Source organism: Variovorax sp. CCNWLW235 (assembly GCF_037204085.1).
Classification (GTDB): Bacteria; Pseudomonadota; Gammaproteobacteria; order Burkholderiales; family Burkholderiaceae_C; genus Variovorax.
The window spans coordinates 1-17,149 of the sequence record NZ_JBBCBW010000004.1 but is presented as its reverse complement, the minus strand read 5'-3'; the positions used below and the strand labels follow the sequence as shown (position 1 = coordinate 17,149).

The following is a 17,149-nucleotide window of genomic DNA, read 5'->3' as shown; positions in this document are numbered from 1 at the left end:
GCCCTCGAGCGGTCAGCGCATGAGCAGTTGCCAGGCCATGCCCGCGAGTGCCGATGCAAGCACCACCGGAATCACGCCGGCCTTGAAGCGGAAGAGCGCGATGGCCGCGAGCGCGCCGATGACGGCGGAGGGAAACTCGAAGGGCCCTGACAAGCCCTTCGGCCAGAGCACGTGATAGGCGAAGAAGACCGCCAGGTTGACGATCACGCCGACCACGGCCGCGGTAATCGCGGTCAGCGGCGCGGTGAATTTCAGGTTGCCGTGGGTCGACTCGATGAAAGGCCCGCCCAGCAGAATGAACAGGAACGACGGCAGGAAGGTGAAGAAGGTCACCACCGCCGCGCCCGCAACGCCCGCCGCGAACAGCGCATGGGGGCCGAACAGCGCCTGGCCCCAGGCGCCGACGAAGCCCACGAACGACACCACCATGATCAAGGGGCCGGGCGTGGTTTCTCCGAGCGCAAGGCCATCGATCATCTGCGTGGCGCTGAGCCAGTGATAGTGGTCGACCGCCCCTTGGAACACATAGGGCAGCACCGCATAGGCGCCGCCGAAGGTCAGCAGCGCCGCCTTGGTGAAGAACCACCCCATCTGGGTGAGCGCGCCGCTCCATCCGTACAGCGCCGTGAGCGTGCCCAGCGCGCCGAGCCACAGCAGGAAGAACACCGCCAGCACGCGCGCGAAACGGCCCCAGCTAAAAAGGGCATGCGGCGGCGTCGGCGTGTCGTCGTCGATCAGCGAGGGGCCGGCCGAACCCGCCGCCGCTCCATGCCCGCCGCCAGGCGCGAAGTACGCCGGCGCGAACCGGCTGCCGAAGTAGCCGATGACCCCGGCGGACAGCACGATGATCGGAAACGGCAGCCGCAGCGCGAAGATCGCGACAAAGGCGGCAACGGCAATCGCCCAGAGCCAGGCGTTCTTGAGCACCCGCGAGCCGATGCGCCATGCCGCGAAGAGCACGATGGCCGTGACCGCGGGCTTGACGCCGTAGAGCAGGCCCGCCACCGCCGGCACGTGCCCATAGGCCATGTACGCCCACGACAACCCGATCAGGATGAAGAGCGAGGGCAGCACGAAGAGCACGCCCGCCGCAAGGCCGCCCCGGGTGCGATGCATGAGCCAGCCGATGTAGGTGGCAAGCTGCTGCGCCTCAGGGCCCGGCAGCAGCATGCAGTAGTTGAGCGCATGCAGAAAGCGCTTTTCCGAAATCCAACGCCGGCGCTCCACCAGTTCCTGGTGCATGAGCGCTATCTGCCCCGCCGGGCCGCCAAAGCTGACGAAGCCGAGCTTGAGCCAATAGGCGAAGGCCTGCCAGAAGCTGACGGCTGCGGGGCGTTCAACGGGTGCAGCGGACTCTGGCAATGCCATGAATGGGACTTTCTCGTTGTGCTATTTCAGGAATGCGTCATAGGCGGTCTTCAGGATGAGCGCGCTCACCACCACGATGAACACCACCCGCACGAAACCGGCCCCGTGCTTCAGCGCAACACGCGTGCCCAGCAGGCTGCCCGCCACATTGGCCACCGCCATCACCAGCCCATAGTGCCACCACACATGCCCCTTGACCGCGAGCAGCAGCAGGGCCGCGGCGTTGGTGAGCGTGTTGATGATCTTGGCCGATGCAGAGGCATTCAGGAAGTCGTAGCCCATCCAGCGCACGAACAAAAAGACGAGGAAGCTGCCCGCCCCGGGTCCGAAGAAGCCGTCGTAGAACCCGATCGACAGGCCGATGGCGCAGGCCGCCAGCGTTTCGGCGCGGCCGCTGAAACGCGGTACGTGGTGGCGGCCCAGGTCCTTGCGCGCCAGCGTGTAGAGCAGCACGCCAAGCAGCACGATGGGCAATGCGCGCCGCAGGAAGTCGCCCGGAAACAGAGTCACGCCCCAGGCGCCGAGCATGGACCCCGCGAATCCGAGCAGGGCGGCCGGCCACAAAGCGCCCCAGCGCATCTGAACCCGCTGGCTGAACTGGGCGGCCGCGGCCGCCGTGCCCCAAATAGAAGCGCTTTTGTTGGTGCCCAGCAACGTGGCCGGCGGTGCGCCCGGAAAGACGGCAAACAGCGCCGGCACAAGGATCAAACCGCCGCCGCCCACGATCGAATCGACAAACCCTGCGAGCAGCGAAGCGCCCGTGACCACCAGCATTTCCATGCCAGGATTGTCGCACCCAGGGCGCTACCAAAAGAGGAGCTTCGATGAAAGGCAGGGCGGGCCTGCAAGCGCGCTTCCGTCAGTCAGGAATCGGCAGGCGAACGGGCTGCGCCGGGCAATAAAAAAGGCGCCGACCAGCGGCGCCTTTCAAGTTCAAACACGGCTTCTCGAACGGAAGCCTTGAAGAATTTTTCTTGTAGACCGAATTTTGTCTCCTCGGACCCTCGGCAGCACGAGCTTGGCCCGTTCGCGAGTGGGCAGACTTTAGGCGGTGCACCGGGCCAGTGCATTGGGAATTACCCGCTTTGCCTTACGTTCGAAGGCCTCTTGGCAAACAAAAGTGTTTCGGGGCGTTAATGGCGGGGCTTGGACATGGCACGACTTGTGCACGCAGCGGGTTCGAGCCATTCATGGAGCCCCTCGAACCATGTCCATGTCCGAAAGCGAACGCATCGCCCTTGCCGCACGGCTGCACGTGGCACTGCGGCGAAAGCACGGGCGCGTGACCGACACCGAATGGATGGCCACCAACGCCGAATACGCCGCCGAGATCGTGCGCATGACGCGCGCCCATGCCGCCGAAACCAAGGACGAGGATCTCTACCTGCTCGCCACCCGCCTCGAGCAGGCCATGGAGCCCTTGGCCCGCGCCGCACGGCTGGCCGCGCGCATGCCCGACGGCAATCCGCCAAAGCCCCGGCCGCGGTTTGCTGGCGGCCTGGGCTGATCTTTTTTTGACGCCAAGCGTCCGCCGCCAGGCGCTCAGCCGGCAGCCAGTGCCGCCTTGCGAATGCTCTGCAGCGTGCTGGCCGGCGTGATGGCTTCCGGATCGAGCAGGCAATGCAGCACCGCGGGCTTGCCGCTGGCACGGGCGCGCGCCAGCGCGGGGCCGAACTCCTCCGTGCGGGTCACGCGCTCGCCATGCCCACCGAACACTTCGGCATAGCCCCGGAAGTCGGGGTTCTTCAGCTGCGTGGCGCTCACGCGTCCCGGATAGTGCTTTTCCTGGTGCATGCGGATGGTGCCGTACATGGCGTTGTCCAGCAGCACCACGATGATCGGCAGGCCGTACTGCACGGCGGTCGCGAACTCCTGGCCGTGCATCATGAAGTCGCCGTCGCCCGCGAACACCACCACCTCGCGCTGCGGCCACAGCCGCTTGGCGCCCACGCCCGCCGGCAGGCCATAGCCCATCGATCCGCTGGTGGGCGCCAACTGGCTCGCGAACGAGCGGAACGGCCAGAAGCGATGCACCCAGGTGGCAAAGTTGCCGGCGCCGTTGCAGAAGATGGTGTCGGCCGGCAGCACCTCGCGCAGGTGCTGCATCACCTCGCCCATCTGCAGCGGGCCCGGAATGCGGATGGGGGCCGGATCGCTCCAGCGCAAGAAGTCTTCGCGCGCGGTCTTTGTCTCGGCCTGCCAGGCCGGCGGTGAAGCCGGGCGCAGCGCAGCCACTGCCTCGGCAAACGCCTGCGGCGTGGCGTGGATGCCCAGCGCCGGACGATAGAGCTTGCCGAGCTCGTCGGCATCCGCATGCACATGCACCAGCGCCTGCTTCGGCTGCGGAATGGCAAGCAGCTCATAGCCCTGCGACGGCACCTCCGACAGGCGTCCGCCCACCAGCAGCACCAGGTCTGAATTGCGAATGCGCTCCAGCATGCGCGGGTTCGCGCCAAGCCCCAGGTCGCCCGCATAGCAAGGATGCTCGGCCGACAGCAGCATCTGGCGGCGGAACGAGCAATACACCGGCAGCGAGAACGCCTCGGCAAAACCGGCGAACTGCCGCGTCGCGGCTTCGGACCAGCGGCTGCCGCCGAGGATGACCACGGGCCGCTGCGCTTGCGACAGGCGCTCTTGAAGTTGCGTGATTTGCGTCGCGCCCGGATAGGTTTCGGTCACCGCATAGGGCTGCGCATCGCCCACCGCCGCGGCTTCGGTCAGCATGTCTTCGGGCAACGCAATCACCACCGGCCCGGGCCGGCCCGAGGTGGCGACGTGGAAGGCGCGCGAGACCAGCTCAGGCACCCGCGCCGGATCGTCGATCTGCACCACCCACTTGGCCATGGTGCCGAACACCGCGCCGTAGTCCAGTTCCTGGAAGGCCTCGCGGCCCAGCGCCTCGCGCGCCACCTGGCCCACGAAGAGCAGCATCGGCGTCGAATCCTGGTGCGCGATGTGCACGCCGGCCGCGGCGTTGGTGGCGCCCGGCCCGCGCGTGACAAAGCACACCCCCGGTTGGCCGGTGAGCTTGCCCTGCGCCTCGGCCATCATCGCGGCGCCGCCTTCCTGGCGGCACACCGTCACGTCGATGGAGGCATCGTGCAGCGCGTCGAGCACGGCCAGAAAGCTTTCGCCGGGCACGCAGAAGAGCTGCTTGACGCCGTGGGTGATGAGCTGATCGACCAGGATCTGGCCGCCGGTGCGGGGAGAAGTCATGCTGTGTCCAATGCAATGAAGGTCTTTGTATTCGCTCCTTCCCCCTCTGGGGGAAGGCTGGGATGGGGGCAGGCGGCGCTGGCCGGGCCAACAGCGATTGATACGCCGCTTGCCCCCACCCCCGCCCTCCCCCGGAAGGGGAGGGAGAAATTCATTCGAGAGCTTCGCATGCCGCGGCAATGCGCGCACACGCCTCCTCAAGCTGCGCCATCGACGTGGCATACGAAATGCGGAAGTACGGCGCCAGCCCGAACACGCTGCCCGGCACCACCGCCACTTCAAACTCCTGCAGCAGGTAGTTGCAGAAGTCGCTGTCCGTCTGCAGCAGCGCGCCGCCGCGTGTGCGCAGGCCGAGCACGCCGGCACAGCTCGCAAAGGTATAGAACGCGCCCTCGGGCACGCGGCAATGCAGGCCGGACGCGCGGTTCAATGCGGCCACCACGAAGTCGCGCCTCGCCTGAAAGTCGGCGCACCGCTCGGCCACGATGTCTTGCGGCCCGGTCAGCGCCTCGATCGCCGCGGCCTGGCTCACCGACGACGGGCACGAGGTCGACTGGCTCTGCACCACCGCCATGGCCGCGATCAGTTCGCGCGGTCCTGCGCCGTAGCCCACGCGCCAGCCTGTCATTGCATAAGCCTTCGACACGCCGTTCACGGTGAGCGTGCGTTCGCGCAGCCGCGGCTCCACGGCCGCCGGGGTGGCAAATGCAAGGCCGTCGTAGAGGATGTGCTCGTAGATGTCGTCGGCCAGCACCCAAACCTGCGAATGCCGCAGCAGCACCTCGCACAGTGGCGCGAGCTGGGCCGCGCTGTAGGCCGCGCCGCTCGGATTGGACGGCGAGTTCAAAAAGAGCCAACGCGTGCGCGGCGTGATGGCCGCTTCGAGCTGCACCGCATCCAGCCTGAAGCCGTTGACCTCGCCGCACGGCACGCTCACCGGCACGCCGCCGCAGATCTGCACGATGTCGGCGTAGGACGTCCAGTACGGCGCCGGCAAGATCACCTCGTCGCCCGCGTTCAGGCTGGCCATGAGCGCGTTGAAGATGACCTGCTTGGCGCCCGCACCCACGCTGATTTCATTCAACGCAAAATCCAGCCCGTTGTCGCGCTTGAACTTGAACTGCACCGCGGTCTTCATGGCCGGGCTGCCGTCGAGCACGGTGTAGCGCGTGTCGCCACGCTCCATGGCACGAGCCGCGGCGGCGCGAATGTGCTCGGGCGTGTCGAAGTCCGGCTCGCCCGCGCCCAGCACGATCACCGGCCGGCCGGCGCGCTTCAATGCATTGGCATGGTCGGTGATGCGCAGGATTTCCGACACGCCGATGGCGCGCACGCGCTCCGCGGGCTCGAACGTGCAAGCCGACGCAAGCGCGGAATCGAGCACGGCGGACATCACTTCGCGTAGGCCTCGAGCGGCTTATCGTTGGGCTCGGCAATCAGCTGCTTCAGCGCCGTGCTCATCGGCAGGTTCAGGCTCGTGTTCTTCGGCGGAATCGGCGCGACGAACCACTTGGTGTAGATCTTCTCGAGCTCGCCGGTCTTCATGAGCTTGCGCAGCGAGTCGTCCACCGCGGCCTTGAAGGCCGGGTCGTCCTTGCGGAACAACAGCGCAATCGGCTCCGAGCCCAGCGCCTCTCCAGTGATGCGATAGGCCGTGGGGTTCTTCGAATTCGCGATGATTCCGGCGAGCAGGTTGTCGTCGAGCACAAAGGCATCGGCGCGGCCCGACTCCATCAGCAGAAAGCTCTCGAGATGGTCCTTGCCGAGCATCGTGTTGATGGTGGTGTTCTGCGCGCGCTCGCGCTTGCGCAGCAGCTGCACGGCGGTGGTGCCGGTGGAGGCCGACACGGTGCGGCCCGCCAGCTGGTCGAGCGAGTTGATGCCCGAATCGGCCTTGGTCGCCATGCGCACTTCGCTCACATACGTGGTGAGCGCAAAGGCCACCTGCTGCTGGCGCGCGGTGTTGTTGGTGGTGGGGCCGCAGCCTATGTCCAGCGTGCCGTTCTGCACCAGCGGAATGGTGTTCTGCGCCGTGACGGCCATGTATTCGAGCTTGGCAGAAGGCGCGATGTCCTTCAGCACGCGTTCGCAAAGCTCGACGTGGTAGCCCACGTATTTGTCGTTCGCGCCCAGCATGTAGGCCATGGGCGGCGAGGCCTCGCGCACGCCGAGCACGGCCTTGCCGCTGCTCTTGATCTTGTCGAGCGTGCCGCCGGCAGGGGCTTGCTGCGCCGAAGCGCCGAATGCGAGCGCAAGCAGCGCTGCGGCGGTGGCGAGGGTCTTCAATTGCATCTTCATGTTCTCTGTCTCCTGGTTGTTTTATTGGGGCTCGCGCAGCGTTCTGCCTTGCCGGCGCAGCAGAACGCTGCGCGGCAAGGGCAAAGGCCTGGGTTGGATCAATCTCCGATATCGAAGGTCACGCCTTGTGCAAGAGGCAATGCCGTCGAATAGTTGATGGTGTTCGTCGCGCGGCGCATGTACGCCTTCCAACTGTCGGAGCCGGCCTCGCGGCCGCCGCCGGTTTCCTTCTCGCCGCCGAAGGCACCGCCGATCTCGGCACCGCTCGGGCCGATGTTGACGTTGGCAATGCCGCAGTCGGAACCGGCGCTCGAAAGAAAGCGCTCGGCCTCGCGCACATTGAGCGTGAAGATCGACGACGACAGGCCCGCGCCCACCGCGTTGTGCCGTTCGATGGCATCGTCGAGCGCGCTGTAGCGCACTACATAAAGAATGGGCGCGAAGGTTTCGCGCAGCACCGGGCCGTCGTGCGACTTCAGCTCCACCAATGCGGGGCGCACGTAGTAGGCGTCCTTGGTGCCGATGCCTTCGACGCGCTCGCCGCCGTGCACCTTAGCGCCGATCTCGCGGCTTTCGCCCAGCGCCTTCTGCATGCCGTCGAACGCAGCGCGGTCGATCAGCGGCCCCACGAGCGTGCCAGCCTCGCGCGGATCGCCGACCCGCACATTGCCGTACACCTTGGCGAGCTTGGGCACCAGCGCGTCGTACACGCTGTCGTGCACGAAGAGCCGGCGCAGCGTGGTGCAGCGCTGGCCGGCCGTGCCCATGGCCGAGAACGCAATGGCGCGCAGCGTGAGGTCCAGGTCGGCGGATGGCGTGACGATGGCGGCGTTGTTGCCGCCGAGCTCAAGAATGGCGCGCGCAAAACGTGCGGCCAGCTTCGGTCCCACCTGCCGGCCCATCGCAGTCGAACCGGTCGCCGAGAGAATCGGCACGCGGTGGTCGTCAACCAGCACTTCGCCGATGTCGCGCTGGCCCAGCAGCAGGCCGAGCAGGCCTTCGGGTGCGTCTTCGCCAAAGCGCGCGATGGCGCGCTGCGCGATGGCGTGCGTGGCCAGCGCGGTGAGCGGCGTTTTTTCCGACGGCTTCCACACCACCGGATCGCCGCACACCAGTGCCAGCGCCGCGTTCCACGACCATACGGCCACCGGAAAGTTGAAAGCCGAGATCACGCCGCACACGCCCAGCGGATGCCAGGTTTCCATCATGCGGTGCTCGGCGCGCTCGGTGGCGAGCGTCAGGCCGTAGAGCTGGCGCGAGAGGCCGACCGCGAAGTCGCAGATGTCGATCATTTCCTGCACCTCGCCCGCGCCCTCGGTCGGAATCTTGCCGGCCTCGAGCGTGACCAGGCGGCCGAGGTCGGCCTTGGCGGCGCGCAGTTCTTCGCCCAGCAGCCGCACCAGCTCGCCGCGGCGCGGTGCCGGCACGCTGCGCCAGGCCTTGAAGGCTTCATGCGCCTGGCCGATGGCGGCTGTCGCTTCGGCCGGACTGGTTTGCGGCACCTGTGCAATCACCTCGCCCGTCACCGGCGAACGCACCGTCAGCTCGCCGCCGGTGTAGGCGCTGCGGGGCACGCCCAGGCGCTGCAGCAGCTGTTCGATTTCGGCGGCAAGGGAGACAGGGGCTTGGGCTTCGGACATGGGCGCGCTCCGGCAAGGGAGGAAGAGAGAAAAGGAAACGGCAAGACGGGACCGGCGCAATATCTTCCAATCCCGCGCGCTTGCCTAGTGAAAAAAAGGAAGGACTTGATGCGTTTGCCGAATGAACTCGGCATGCGCCCGGTGAGGGACGGGCTTCGCGCCTACGCGCGAAGCGCTGGCTGGCACCGAAGATCGCGCATCTCACTTTCCGTAGAGCCATGAAAGCGATCCTCACCCTGTACGCCGCAATCCATGCCCTGATGGCTCTCGCATTTGCCGCCGCGTCGCTCGTCCTCGTCGTGATTGCGGCGCGGGCTGGCTGGGGTGCCGTCATGCAGGGGCTCGACCTGCCCGCGGCCGAGGCGATCATCGAGGCGGTGGGCCTGCTGGCAGCCGGCGTCGTGGCGCTGCAGATCTCACAGACCGTGCTGGAAGAAGAAGTGGTGCGCGACGCGCACATCGGCGCGCCGACGCGGGTGCGCCGCTTCCTTTCCAGGTTCATGGTCGTCATCGTGGTTGCCGTCGCGGTCGAAGGGCTGGTTGCGACCTTCAAGGCGCGTGAAGCGCCCGAGCTGATGCTGCATGCCGCCGCCATGCTGGGCTCGGTCGGCCTTCTCATGGCGGGCTGGGGCATCTTCATCCGACTGAACCGCTCCGCCGAGGAACTGGAACCCGAGGCCATGGCAGAAGCCAAGAGCGAAGACCGGAAGCTGAAATGAACGCAGCGCCTATCGGGGCTCCGGCGCGTCCGGCAAAGGAATTTTCTGCCCTGCCGGCGACCCCGCCAGGCTCTGCGCCGGCCTTCTGAGCGTTGCATCGAAGGGGTTGATCTTCGGCCCGATGGCTGCGGCCTCGCGCTTGAGCAGCTCGACCACGGTGGGCATGCGGTCGGCGTTGAGCCGGTCCGCGATTGTGCCCACGCTCAGCGCGGCCACCGCGCGGCCCTCGCGGTCGAGAATGGGTACCGCCACGCCGGCCATGCCTTCGAGCAGGCCGGTGTTGCGCCCCGCATAGCCGGCTTGGCGCACGCGCTCGATCTCGGTGCGCAGATAGACCTCGTCGTACACGCCGTACTCACGCACGCGCGACAGATTGAAGCGGATCACTTCCTCGCGCTCGGCCTCCGGCAGAAACGCCAAGATGGCGAGCGCGCCCTGCCCCACGCCCAGCGCAATGCGCCCGCCGATATCGCCCGTGAACGAACGAATGGGAAACGGCCCTTCGCTACGGTCGAGGCACACCGCGTCGAAGCCGCTGCGCGCCAAAAGAAAGATGCTGTCGCCCAGGCTGGCACACAGGCGCAGCAGCACCGGGCGGCAAATGGAACGCAGGTCACCCGGGTTGCCGGCACTGGCCGCCAGCGCGAAGAAATCGATGCTCAGGCGGTAGAGCTTGCTGCGCTCGTCCTGCTCGACCATGCCCTCGGCCATGAGCGACTGCAGCAGGCGGTGCGTGGTTGCCTGCGTGAGGCCCACCGACCGTGCAATTTGCGTCACGCGGCCACCTTCGGCCTGCACCGCACCCAGCGCGCGAAGCACTGAAAACACACGCGGCACACCGCCGCTCGCGGCCGCGGGGCTTTCCATGGCTTCTCCTGTGGAATTCTTTGGGTCCATTGTTCGCATGATATTCCGTTGAACGGAATAAATCATAGAAAGATTCTGATTAATGGAATACCCGAGGCGAGTTGGCGCAATCGTTGCAATAGAGTGAATTGAAAGTTCTCTCTTGTCCATGGCGCGCACCAAGGTGCGGCACGCCGTTCACGACACCGCGCAGAAAGGCTCTTCCATGTCATTCCTACGGCTCACCGACGTGACCAAGTTCTACGGCGCCACGCGCGCCGTGTCGGCCATGAACCTTGCGGTGGAAAAGGGAGAGTTCGTTTCGCTGCTCGGGCCTTCGGGCTGCGGCAAGACCACCACGCTGCAGATGATTGCGGGCTTCGAGGCGGTTTCGAGCGGGCGCATCGAGCTTGCCGGCAAGGACATCACCCATGCCAAGGCCAACACGCGGGGCCTGGGCATCGTGTTCCAGACCTACGCGCTGTTTCCGCACATGACCGTGGCCGACAACGTGAGCTTCGGCCTCGAGATGCGCAAGATGCCCAAGGCCGAGCGCGCTGAACGGGTGAAGCAGGCCCTTGCGCTGGTTCACCTGGAAGCGCATGCCACCCGCTACCCGCGCGAGCTCTCGGGCGGCCAGCGACAGCGCGTGGCACTGGCGCGTGCACTGGTCATCGAGCCGCCGGTGCTGCTGCTGGACGAGCCACTGTCCAACCTCGACGCCAAGCTGCGCGAAGAAATGCAGTTCGAACTGCGCCAGATCCAGCGCAAGGTCGGCACCACCACCGTGATGGTCACGCACGACCAGAGCGAGGCCATGTCCATCAGCGACCGCGTGGTGGTGATGGAAGGCGGCTGCGCCACGCAGATCGACCATCCGCACCGCGTGTACGAGCATCCGAGCACGCGCTTCATTTCCACCTTCGTGGGCAAGGCCAACCTGCTGGACGCACGCGTCACGGACTGCGGCGCACGCAGCTGCCGTGTCGAGATCGGCTCGCTCACCGTCGAGGTCGAAGACACCGGCTACAAGCCGGGCGACCCGGTGCTGATGAGCGTGCGTCCTGAAAAGCTGCAGCTGGTGGAAGCCGGCCGCGGCCGCCTCGATGGCACGGTACGGGAGCGTTTCTTCCTGGGCAGCCAATGGCTCTACCGCCTGGGCACGCCCGCCGGCGACCTGATGGTGCTGAGCCCCAACGACGGCCGCGAAGCACTGGACGAAGGCAGCCCGGTCGGCATCGACTGGCCCGCGCATTGCACGCGCCTGTTGCCGGCCGAAGAGGCGGTGGCGGCATGAGCGGTGCCATGCACAAGGCCACGCCCTGGTGGCTTTCGGCGCCCGCGCTGCTGCTGTTCGCGGCCTTGCTGGTGGTGCCGCTCGCGCTCACGGCGGTGCTGTCTTTCAATGTGTACGACCCGGCCACCGGGCCGAAGACGGGCGAGTTCACGCTCGAGCACTACACGCACGTGTTCACCGACTCGTACTATCACGGCATCTTCTGGCGCACCTTCTGGATCTCGGGACTCGTCACGCTGATCTGCGTGCTCGTCGGCGCGCCCGAGGCCTATGTGCTGAGCCGCATGCGCAACCCGTGGCGATCGATCCTGCTGCTGGTGGTGCTGGCGCCGCTGCTGGTTTCGGTGGTGGTGCGCGCGTTCGGCTGGAGCATGCTGCTAGGGCCCGAGGGCGCCGTGAATGCGTTGCTGGGCCTGGTGGGCATCGGGCCGGTGAAGATGCTCTACACCGAGATTGCGGTGATCGTGGCGCTGGTCCACGTGATGCTGCCGTTCATGGTGATTCCGGTGTGGACCTCGCTGCAGAAGCTCGACGCGGGCGTGGAGAACGCCGCGCTTTCGCTCAGGGCCTCGCACTTCACCACGCTGCGTCGCATCGTGCTGCCGCAGGTGATGCCGGGCATTCTCTCGGGCAGCCTGATCGTGTTCGGCCTGGCCGCAAGCTCGTTTGCGATACCGGGCCTGCTCGGCGGTCGCCGGTTGAAGATGGTTGCAACCGTCGTCTACGACGAATACCTGCACGAGCTCAACTGGCCGCTCGGCGCCGCCGTTGCGCTGGTTCTGCTGGCGGCCAACCTCATCGTGATGCTGAGCTACAACCGCTTGGTCGAAGGCCGCTACAAGAAAGCGCTGGGCTGATCCGATGAGCAAGAACGGCCCCCTCGCCCTCGCGTTCAACGCGCTCGTCATCACCTTCATGCTGGCGCCGCTGGTGGTGGTGTGCATCGTCGCGTTCACGCCCGAAAACACCTTGACCATTCCGACCACGCACTTCTCGCTGCGCTGGTTCAAGGCGGTGTTTGCACACCCCGACTTCATGCAGTCGTTCTGGAACAGCCTGTGGCTTGCGCTGGCCTCGGCCACCATTGCCACGCTGCTCGCGGTACCGGCGGGCATGGCGATCACGCGCTATGCGTTTCCGGGGCGCGACTTCCTGAACGGCCTCTTCCTCTCGCCGCTGATCATTCCGCATCTTGTGCTGGGCGTGGCGCTGCTGCGGCTGTTCGCGCTGGTGGGCGGCACCGGCAGCTTCGGCTGGCTGGTGATGGCGCATGCGCTGATCGTCACGCCCTACACGCTGCGCCTGGTGGTGGCCGCGCTCGTGGGCTTCGACCGCAGTGCCGAGCAGGCCGCGCTGTCGCTGGGCGCAAGCCAGGCCACGGTGTTCCGGCGCATCACGCTGCCGATGATCCTGCCGGGCGTCACGGGTGGCTGGCTGCTGTCCTTCATCAACAGTTTCGACGAAGTGACGATGTCGATCTTTGTCACCTCGCCCAGCACGGTCACGCTGCCGGTGCGCATGTACATGTATGCCACCGAGTCGATCGATCCGCTGATGGCGGCGGTGTCGGCGCTGATGGTGGCGGTGACGGCCATTGCGATGGTGGTGCTCGACCGCGTCTACGGGCTGGACCGCGTGCTGGTGGGGCGGCGGTAGATGAGCTTGCCGACCGTCACTCAACCGCTGCTGCACCGCGTGGCCGAGACCGGCCGCGCCGCGGTGCCCTTCACGCTCGACGGCCGGCCCGCCTCCGCGCTCGCGGGCGACACCGTGCTCACGGCCGTGCTCACGCAAGCCGCCCAGTTGCGCCGCAATGAGTTCAGCGACGAACCGCGTGCCGGCTTCTGCATGATGGGCGCCTGCCAGGATTGCTGGATTGCCACCGAGCAGGGCGAGCGCCTGCGCGCCTGCTCCACCTTCATTGCGCCGGGCATGGCGCTGGTCACGGGAAGGACCGGCGCATGACGGCTCCTTCTTCTAAGTCCCCATTGCAGCCGGTGATCGTCGGCGCGGGGCCTGCGGGCGTGCGCGCCGCACAGGCGCTGGTGGCGCACGGCATTCGGCCCGTGGTGATCGACGAGGCCTCGCGCTCCGGCGGCCAGATCTACCGGCGCCCACCTGCGAACCTGGCGGAGCGCAGCGCGAATGTGCTCTACGGCTTCGAGGCCCGCCGCGCCGATGCGGTGCACACCGCCTTCGACGCCTTGCGCGAACGCATCGACTACCGCCCCGACAGCCTGGTGTGGAACGCGCAAGGCGGCCGGCTCGACGTGTTGCACGGCCCCACGCGCAGCACCTCCAGCGTGCCCTACAGCCAATTGATCGTCGCCACAGGCGCGACCGACCGCGTGCTGCCGGTACCTGGCTGGACGCTGCCCGGCGTCTACACGTTGGGCGGCGCGCAGGTGGCGCTCAAGTTCCAGGGCTGCGCCATCGGGCAACGCGTGGTGTTCATGGGCACCGGTCCGCTGCTCTACCTTGTCGCGTACCAGTACGCCAAGGCCGGAGCAAAGGTTGCTGCGGTTCTGGACACCTCGCGGTTCGCGGACCAGCTTGCCGCCACACCCGCGATGCTGCGGCAGCCGGCGGTGTTCGCCAAGGGCGTGTACTACGTGGCCTGGTTGCGCGCACACGGCGTGGCGCTGCATGGCGGCGTGCGGCCGTTGCGCGTGCTCGGCGATGCCGCCGAAAGCCGCGTGGCCGGCGTGGCGTGGCACGACGGACGCGAAGAGCGCACGCTCGCCTGCGATGCCGTCGGCTTCGGCTATGCGCTGCGCTCCGAAACCCAGCTGGCCGACCTGCTGGGCTGCCGCTTCGAATTTTCGCCGCTGCACCGTGCGCACCTGCCCGTGCGCGACGCGGCCGGCCGCTCCAGCGTGCGGGGCGTGTTCCTCGCGGGCGATGGCGCCGGCATCATGGGTGCCGATGCGGCCGAATGGGCCGGCGAACGCGCCGCGCTCGCGCTTCTGGCCGACGGCGGCGTGGCCGTCGACACCGCACGCGCGGCAATGCTCGAACGCAGGCTGCACAAGCTCGGCACCTTCCGCCAGGGGCTGGAGCGAGCATTTCCGGTGCCGCACGACTGGGCTGCGCATGCGCCCGATGAACTGGTGGTGTGTCGCTGCGAGAACATCACCGCGGGCACGCTGCGCCAGACTGTTGCCGAGCAAGGCGCCGATGAAATGAACCGGCTCAAGGCGCTCTCTCGAGTAGGCATGGGCCGCTGCCAGGGCCGCATGTGCGGCGTGGCGGCGGCAGAGATCCTTGCGCACGCCACGGGGCAGCCGGTGCAGCAGGTCGGCCGGCTGCGCGGGCAGGCGCCGATCAAGCCGATTCCGATTCACCTGGCCACCCCGGCGCCTTCGACCGAAGGAGCCGGCGCATGACCAATCGCAAGACATTGCGCACCGACGTCGCCATCGTCGGCGGCGGCATCGTCGGCGCATCCGCCGCGCTCGCCTTGCGAAAGATGGGCATCGGCGTGGTGCTGCTGGAGCGCGACCTGTGCGGCTCGCGCTCCAGCGGCGTCAACTACGGCGGCGTGCGGCGCCAGGGCCGTCCGGTGAGCCAACTGCCGCTGGCGCAGCGTGCGCACCGCATCTGGGGCAACCTGCGCGAAACCATCGGCACCGACGGCGAGTACCTGCGCTCGGGCCACTTCAAGATCGCGCGCAGCGAAGCCGACATGGCATCGCTGGAGCAGTACCGCAAGAAAAGCCGCGACTTCGACCTGGGGCTCGAGCTGATCTCGGCGGCCCGCCTGCGCGAGCGCTGCCCCTGGCTCGGCACGCGCGCGGTGGGCGGCTCGCTGTGCGCCGAAGACGGGCAGGCCAACCCGCGGCTGGTGTCGCCGGCCTTCGCGCTCGCGGCGCAGCGCGCGGGCGCGCAGATCTTCGAGCGCCACAAGGTCGACGAAGTGATGCACGACGGCAAGGGCTTCTTGCTACGTTCGGGCAATGCGCTCGAAGTGCATGCGCCGGCGCTGCTCAATTGCGCGGGCGCATGGTCCGGCCCCATTGCCGAATATTTCGGCGAGGCCGTTCCCCTGCGCTCGAGCCACCCGGTGATGGCGGTGACCGAACCGGTGCCGCACTTCATGGACTGGAGCCTTGGCGTCGAGGGCGGCGGCATCTATTGCCGGCAGGTGGCGCGCGGCAACCTGGTGCTCGGCGGCGGCAGGGGCATTGCGCTCGATGCAGATCGCGCCCGCGCCGACCGCGACGCCATCGCCACGCTCGCTGCGCAAGCCGTCGAACTGCTGCCCACGCTGCGGCACGCGCATTTCATCCGCACCTGGAGCGGCACCGAAGGCAACCTGCCCGACCACCAGCCGGTGCTCGGGCCGAGCCGCACCACGCCCGGGCTGTTCCACGGCTTCGGCTTTTCGGGCGCGGGCTTCCAGATAGGTCCCGCAGCCGGCGAAGTGCTGGCCGAACTCGTGCGCGACGGACGCAGCAGCACGCCGATCGAGAGCTTCTCGATCGAACGCTTCTTTGCGGCGGCCGCAGCAGCAGAAGACGAAGCAGCAGACAAGACCCCCACCCCCACCTCACCCTGAAAGGAAAACACCATGTCCCGTTTTCAGAAGAAGCCCTTCTTTTTCTCCCTTCGCCGGAGCTTGCTCGGTGCGGCGGCGGTGGCCGCGCTCGCGGCCGGCGGCACCGCCGGCGCGCAGACCAAGACGCTCTACATCGGCATGAACGGCGGCACCATGGAGAAGGCATACACGCAGTACGTGTTCCCCGCCTTCGAGAAGCTCTACGGCGCCAAGGTAGTGGTGGTGCCGGGCACTTCGTCCGACATCCTTGCAAAGGCGCAGGCCAACAAGGACCGCCCGCAGATGCATGTGATGTTCCTGGACGACGGCGTCATGGTGCGCGCCATCGGCATGGGCCTGTGCCAGAAGCAGCGGCCCAATCCGTCACTCGCCGAGATCTACCCGGCCGCGCGCTTCAAGGACGACATGGCCAGCGGCGTGAGCCTGGGCATGACGGGCCTGGCCTACAACGCCAAGATGTTCAAGGACAAAGGCTGGGCGCCGCCCACCTCGTGGATGGACCTGGCCGACCCCAAGTACAAGGGCAAGGTGGTGTTCCAGTCGATGTCGTCATCGTCCTTCGGGCTGCATGGCTTCCTGATGTTCAACCGCATCCAGGGCGGCAACGACAAGAACGTGGAGCCGGGGTTCAAGGCCTGGCCCACCACCGTGGGCCCGAACGTGCTCGAGTACATCCCGAGTTCGGCCAAACTCTCTGAAATGGTGCAGACCGGCGAAGCCGCGATCTTTCCGCTGACGCCCACGGCCGTGGCCGCGCTGAAGACCAAGGGCATTCCGGTGGAGTACGCGCCGCCGAAGGAAGGCGCGGTGGTGCTGATGGTGGGCCAGTGCGTGATTGCCAACAACAGCGAACCCGAGCTGTCGCAAAAGCTCGCCGAGTTCTTGCTGAGCCCGCTGGCTCAGGCCAACGTATTGCAGTATGGCGCGCAGATTCCCACCAACCCCAAGGCACCTGCCGTGGGCGATGGGGTGAAGCAGGTGGCCGACATCAACCAGTGGATGAAGACTGCGGTCACCATTGACTGGGACAGCATCAATGCGAATCGTCCTGCTTGGAATGCGCGTTGGAACAAGACTATTGAGAAGTGATTGATGCGTGAGTTTTAGGGGCGGCTGTGTTCAGGGCGCTGTGTTCAGGGCGGCGCACCCGCCGACGGGGTACCTTTCTCCGCGAATGTCCCCCGGCCTGCGGCCTCCTCCTTTATTT

Annotated in this window: 16 protein-coding genes; 9 read left to right on the top strand and 7 right to left on the bottom strand. The window is 67.0% G+C overall.

The genetic code is table 11. The features are described from left to right. Positions 1-12 precede the first annotated feature (12 nt). Positions 13-1,368, bottom strand: coding sequence for a chromate efflux transporter (gene chrA, locus V9L21_RS06355; protein WP_337310137.1), 1,356 nt, complete (start codon positions 1,366-1,368; stop codon positions 13-15). A 21-nt stretch (positions 1,369-1,389) separates the two neighbouring features. Continuing rightward, positions 1,390-2,148, bottom strand: coding sequence for a TSUP family transporter (locus V9L21_RS06350; RefSeq protein WP_337310135.1), 759 nt, complete (start codon positions 2,146-2,148; stop codon positions 1,390-1,392). A 427-nt stretch (positions 2,149-2,575) separates the two neighbouring features. On the opposite strand from V9L21_RS06350, the gene V9L21_RS06345 reads away from it, so the two are divergent. After that, positions 2,576-2,875: a hypothetical protein gene (locus V9L21_RS06345; RefSeq protein WP_337296572.1), complete on the top strand. Its 300-nt coding sequence runs from the start codon at positions 2,576-2,578 to the stop codon at positions 2,873-2,875. Positions 2,876-2,910: 35 nt separating this feature from the next. On the opposite strand, the gene V9L21_RS06340 is transcribed toward V9L21_RS06345, so the two are convergent. From V9L21_RS06340 to amaB, 4 genes are all read right to left on the bottom strand, one after another. Next, positions 2,911-4,584: a thiamine pyrophosphate-binding protein gene (locus tag V9L21_RS06340; RefSeq protein ID WP_337310133.1), complete on the bottom strand. Its 1,674-nt coding sequence runs from the start codon at positions 4,582-4,584 to the stop codon at positions 2,911-2,913. Between the two features lie 151 nt (positions 4,585-4,735). Continuing rightward, positions 4,736-5,977: a pyridoxal phosphate-dependent aminotransferase gene (locus V9L21_RS06335; RefSeq protein ID WP_337310132.1), complete on the bottom strand. Its 1,242-nt coding sequence runs from the start codon at positions 5,975-5,977 to the stop codon at positions 4,736-4,738. Next, entirely contained in the window at positions 5,977-6,882 is a 906-nt protein-coding gene (locus V9L21_RS06330) for an amino acid ABC transporter substrate-binding protein (protein ID WP_337310130.1), read from the bottom strand. Before V9L21_RS06330 ends, V9L21_RS06335 begins: the two co-directional genes overlap by 1 nt. Positions 6,883-6,980: 98 nt before the next feature. Further along, positions 6,981-8,522 (bottom strand): L-piperidine-6-carboxylate dehydrogenase, encoded by a 1,542-nt coding sequence (gene amaB / locus V9L21_RS06325; RefSeq protein ID WP_337310127.1) that lies wholly within the window; start codon positions 8,520-8,522, stop codon positions 6,981-6,983. A gap of 218 nt (positions 8,523-8,740) precedes the next feature. On the opposite strand from amaB, the gene V9L21_RS06320 reads away from it, so the two are divergent. Continuing rightward, a complete protein-coding gene (locus tag V9L21_RS06320; protein WP_337310125.1) occupies positions 8,741-9,241 on the top strand; it encodes a hypothetical protein in 501 nt (166 codons plus the stop codon). Positions 9,242-9,250: 9 nt separating this feature from the next. Here the strand turns inward: V9L21_RS06320 and V9L21_RS06315 are convergent, their stop codons facing one another. After that, complete coding sequence (locus V9L21_RS06315) at positions 9,251-10,108, bottom strand: IclR family transcriptional regulator (RefSeq protein WP_337310123.1); 858 nt, start codon at positions 10,106-10,108, stop codon at positions 9,251-9,253. A 205-nt stretch (positions 10,109-10,313) separates the two neighbouring features. Between V9L21_RS06315 and V9L21_RS06310 the strand changes: the two genes are divergently transcribed. The 7 genes from V9L21_RS06310 to V9L21_RS06280 are packed head-to-tail and all read left to right on the top strand — an operon-like array spanning position 10,314 to position 17,031. Then, entirely contained in the window at positions 10,314-11,384 is a 1,071-nt protein-coding gene (locus V9L21_RS06310) for an ABC transporter ATP-binding protein (RefSeq protein WP_337310121.1), read from the top strand. Then, on the top strand, positions 11,381-12,241 hold the full coding sequence (locus tag V9L21_RS06305) for an ABC transporter permease (RefSeq protein WP_337310118.1): 861 nt from the start codon (positions 11,381-11,383) through the stop codon (positions 12,239-12,241). Before V9L21_RS06310 ends, V9L21_RS06305 begins: the two co-directional genes overlap by 4 nt. A 4-nt stretch (positions 12,242-12,245) precedes the next feature. Next, on the top strand, positions 12,246-13,040 hold the full coding sequence (locus V9L21_RS06300) for an ABC transporter permease (protein ID WP_047784138.1): 795 nt from the start codon (positions 12,246-12,248) through the stop codon (positions 13,038-13,040). Further along, a complete protein-coding gene (locus V9L21_RS06295; RefSeq protein WP_337310115.1) occupies positions 13,041-13,349 on the top strand; it encodes a (2Fe-2S)-binding protein in 309 nt (102 codons plus the stop codon). Beyond that, positions 13,346-14,770, top strand: coding sequence for an FAD-dependent oxidoreductase (locus V9L21_RS06290; RefSeq protein ID WP_337310113.1), 1,425 nt, complete (start codon positions 13,346-13,348; stop codon positions 14,768-14,770). Before V9L21_RS06295 ends, V9L21_RS06290 begins: the two co-directional genes overlap by 4 nt. After that, positions 14,767-15,942 carry an NAD(P)/FAD-dependent oxidoreductase gene (locus tag V9L21_RS06285; RefSeq protein WP_337310111.1) on the top strand — a complete coding sequence of 392 codons (1,176 nt, stop codon included), beginning with the start codon at positions 14,767-14,769 and terminating at the stop codon, positions 15,940-15,942. The genes V9L21_RS06290 and V9L21_RS06285 overlap by 4 nt, the downstream gene beginning before the upstream one ends. Positions 15,943-15,954: 12 nt before the next feature. Further along, complete coding sequence (locus tag V9L21_RS06280) at positions 15,955-17,031, top strand: ABC transporter substrate-binding protein (RefSeq protein ID WP_337310109.1); 1,077 nt, start codon at positions 15,955-15,957, stop codon at positions 17,029-17,031. The last annotated feature ends 118 nt before the right edge of the window (positions 17,032-17,149 follow it).

Coding starts and splice junctions, on each gene's coding strand:
- V9L21_RS06350 (WP_337310135.1), bottom strand. CDS start 2,148: ATGGAAATGCTGGTGGTCACGGGCGCTTCGCTGCTCGCAGGGTTTGTC.
- V9L21_RS06300 (WP_047784138.1), top strand. CDS start 12,246: ATGAGCAAGAACGGCCCCCTCGCCCTCGCGTTCAACGCGCTCGTCATC.
- V9L21_RS06285 (WP_337310111.1), top strand. CDS start 14,767: ATGACCAATCGCAAGACATTGCGCACCGACGTCGCCATCGTCGGCGGC.
- V9L21_RS06340 (WP_337310133.1), bottom strand. CDS start 4,584: ATGACTTCTCCCCGCACCGGCGGCCAGATCCTGGTCGATCAGCTCATC.
- V9L21_RS06310 (WP_337310121.1), top strand. CDS start 10,314: ATGTCATTCCTACGGCTCACCGACGTGACCAAGTTCTACGGCGCCACG.
- V9L21_RS06305 (WP_337310118.1), top strand. CDS start 11,381: ATGAGCGGTGCCATGCACAAGGCCACGCCCTGGTGGCTTTCGGCGCCC.
- V9L21_RS06315 (WP_337310123.1), bottom strand. CDS start 10,108: ATGGAAAGCCCCGCGGCCGCGAGCGGCGGTGTGCCGCGTGTGTTTTCA.
- V9L21_RS06320 (WP_337310125.1), top strand. CDS start 8,741: ATGAAAGCGATCCTCACCCTGTACGCCGCAATCCATGCCCTGATGGCT.
- V9L21_RS06335 (WP_337310132.1), bottom strand. CDS start 5,977: ATGTCCGCCGTGCTCGATTCCGCGCTTGCGTCGGCTTGCACGTTCGAG.
- V9L21_RS06280 (WP_337310109.1), top strand. CDS start 15,955: ATGTCCCGTTTTCAGAAGAAGCCCTTCTTTTTCTCCCTTCGCCGGAGC.
- V9L21_RS06295 (WP_337310115.1), top strand. CDS start 13,041: ATGAGCTTGCCGACCGTCACTCAACCGCTGCTGCACCGCGTGGCCGAG.
- chrA (WP_337310137.1), bottom strand. CDS start 1,368: ATGGCATTGCCAGAGTCCGCTGCACCCGTTGAACGCCCCGCAGCCGTC.
- amaB (WP_337310127.1), bottom strand. CDS start 8,522: ATGTCCGAAGCCCAAGCCCCTGTCTCCCTTGCCGCCGAAATCGAACAG.
- V9L21_RS06330 (WP_337310130.1), bottom strand. CDS start 6,882: ATGAAGATGCAATTGAAGACCCTCGCCACCGCCGCAGCGCTGCTTGCG.
- V9L21_RS06345 (WP_337296572.1), top strand. CDS start 2,576: ATGTCCATGTCCGAAAGCGAACGCATCGCCCTTGCCGCACGGCTGCAC.
- V9L21_RS06290 (WP_337310113.1), top strand. CDS start 13,346: ATGACGGCTCCTTCTTCTAAGTCCCCATTGCAGCCGGTGATCGTCGGC.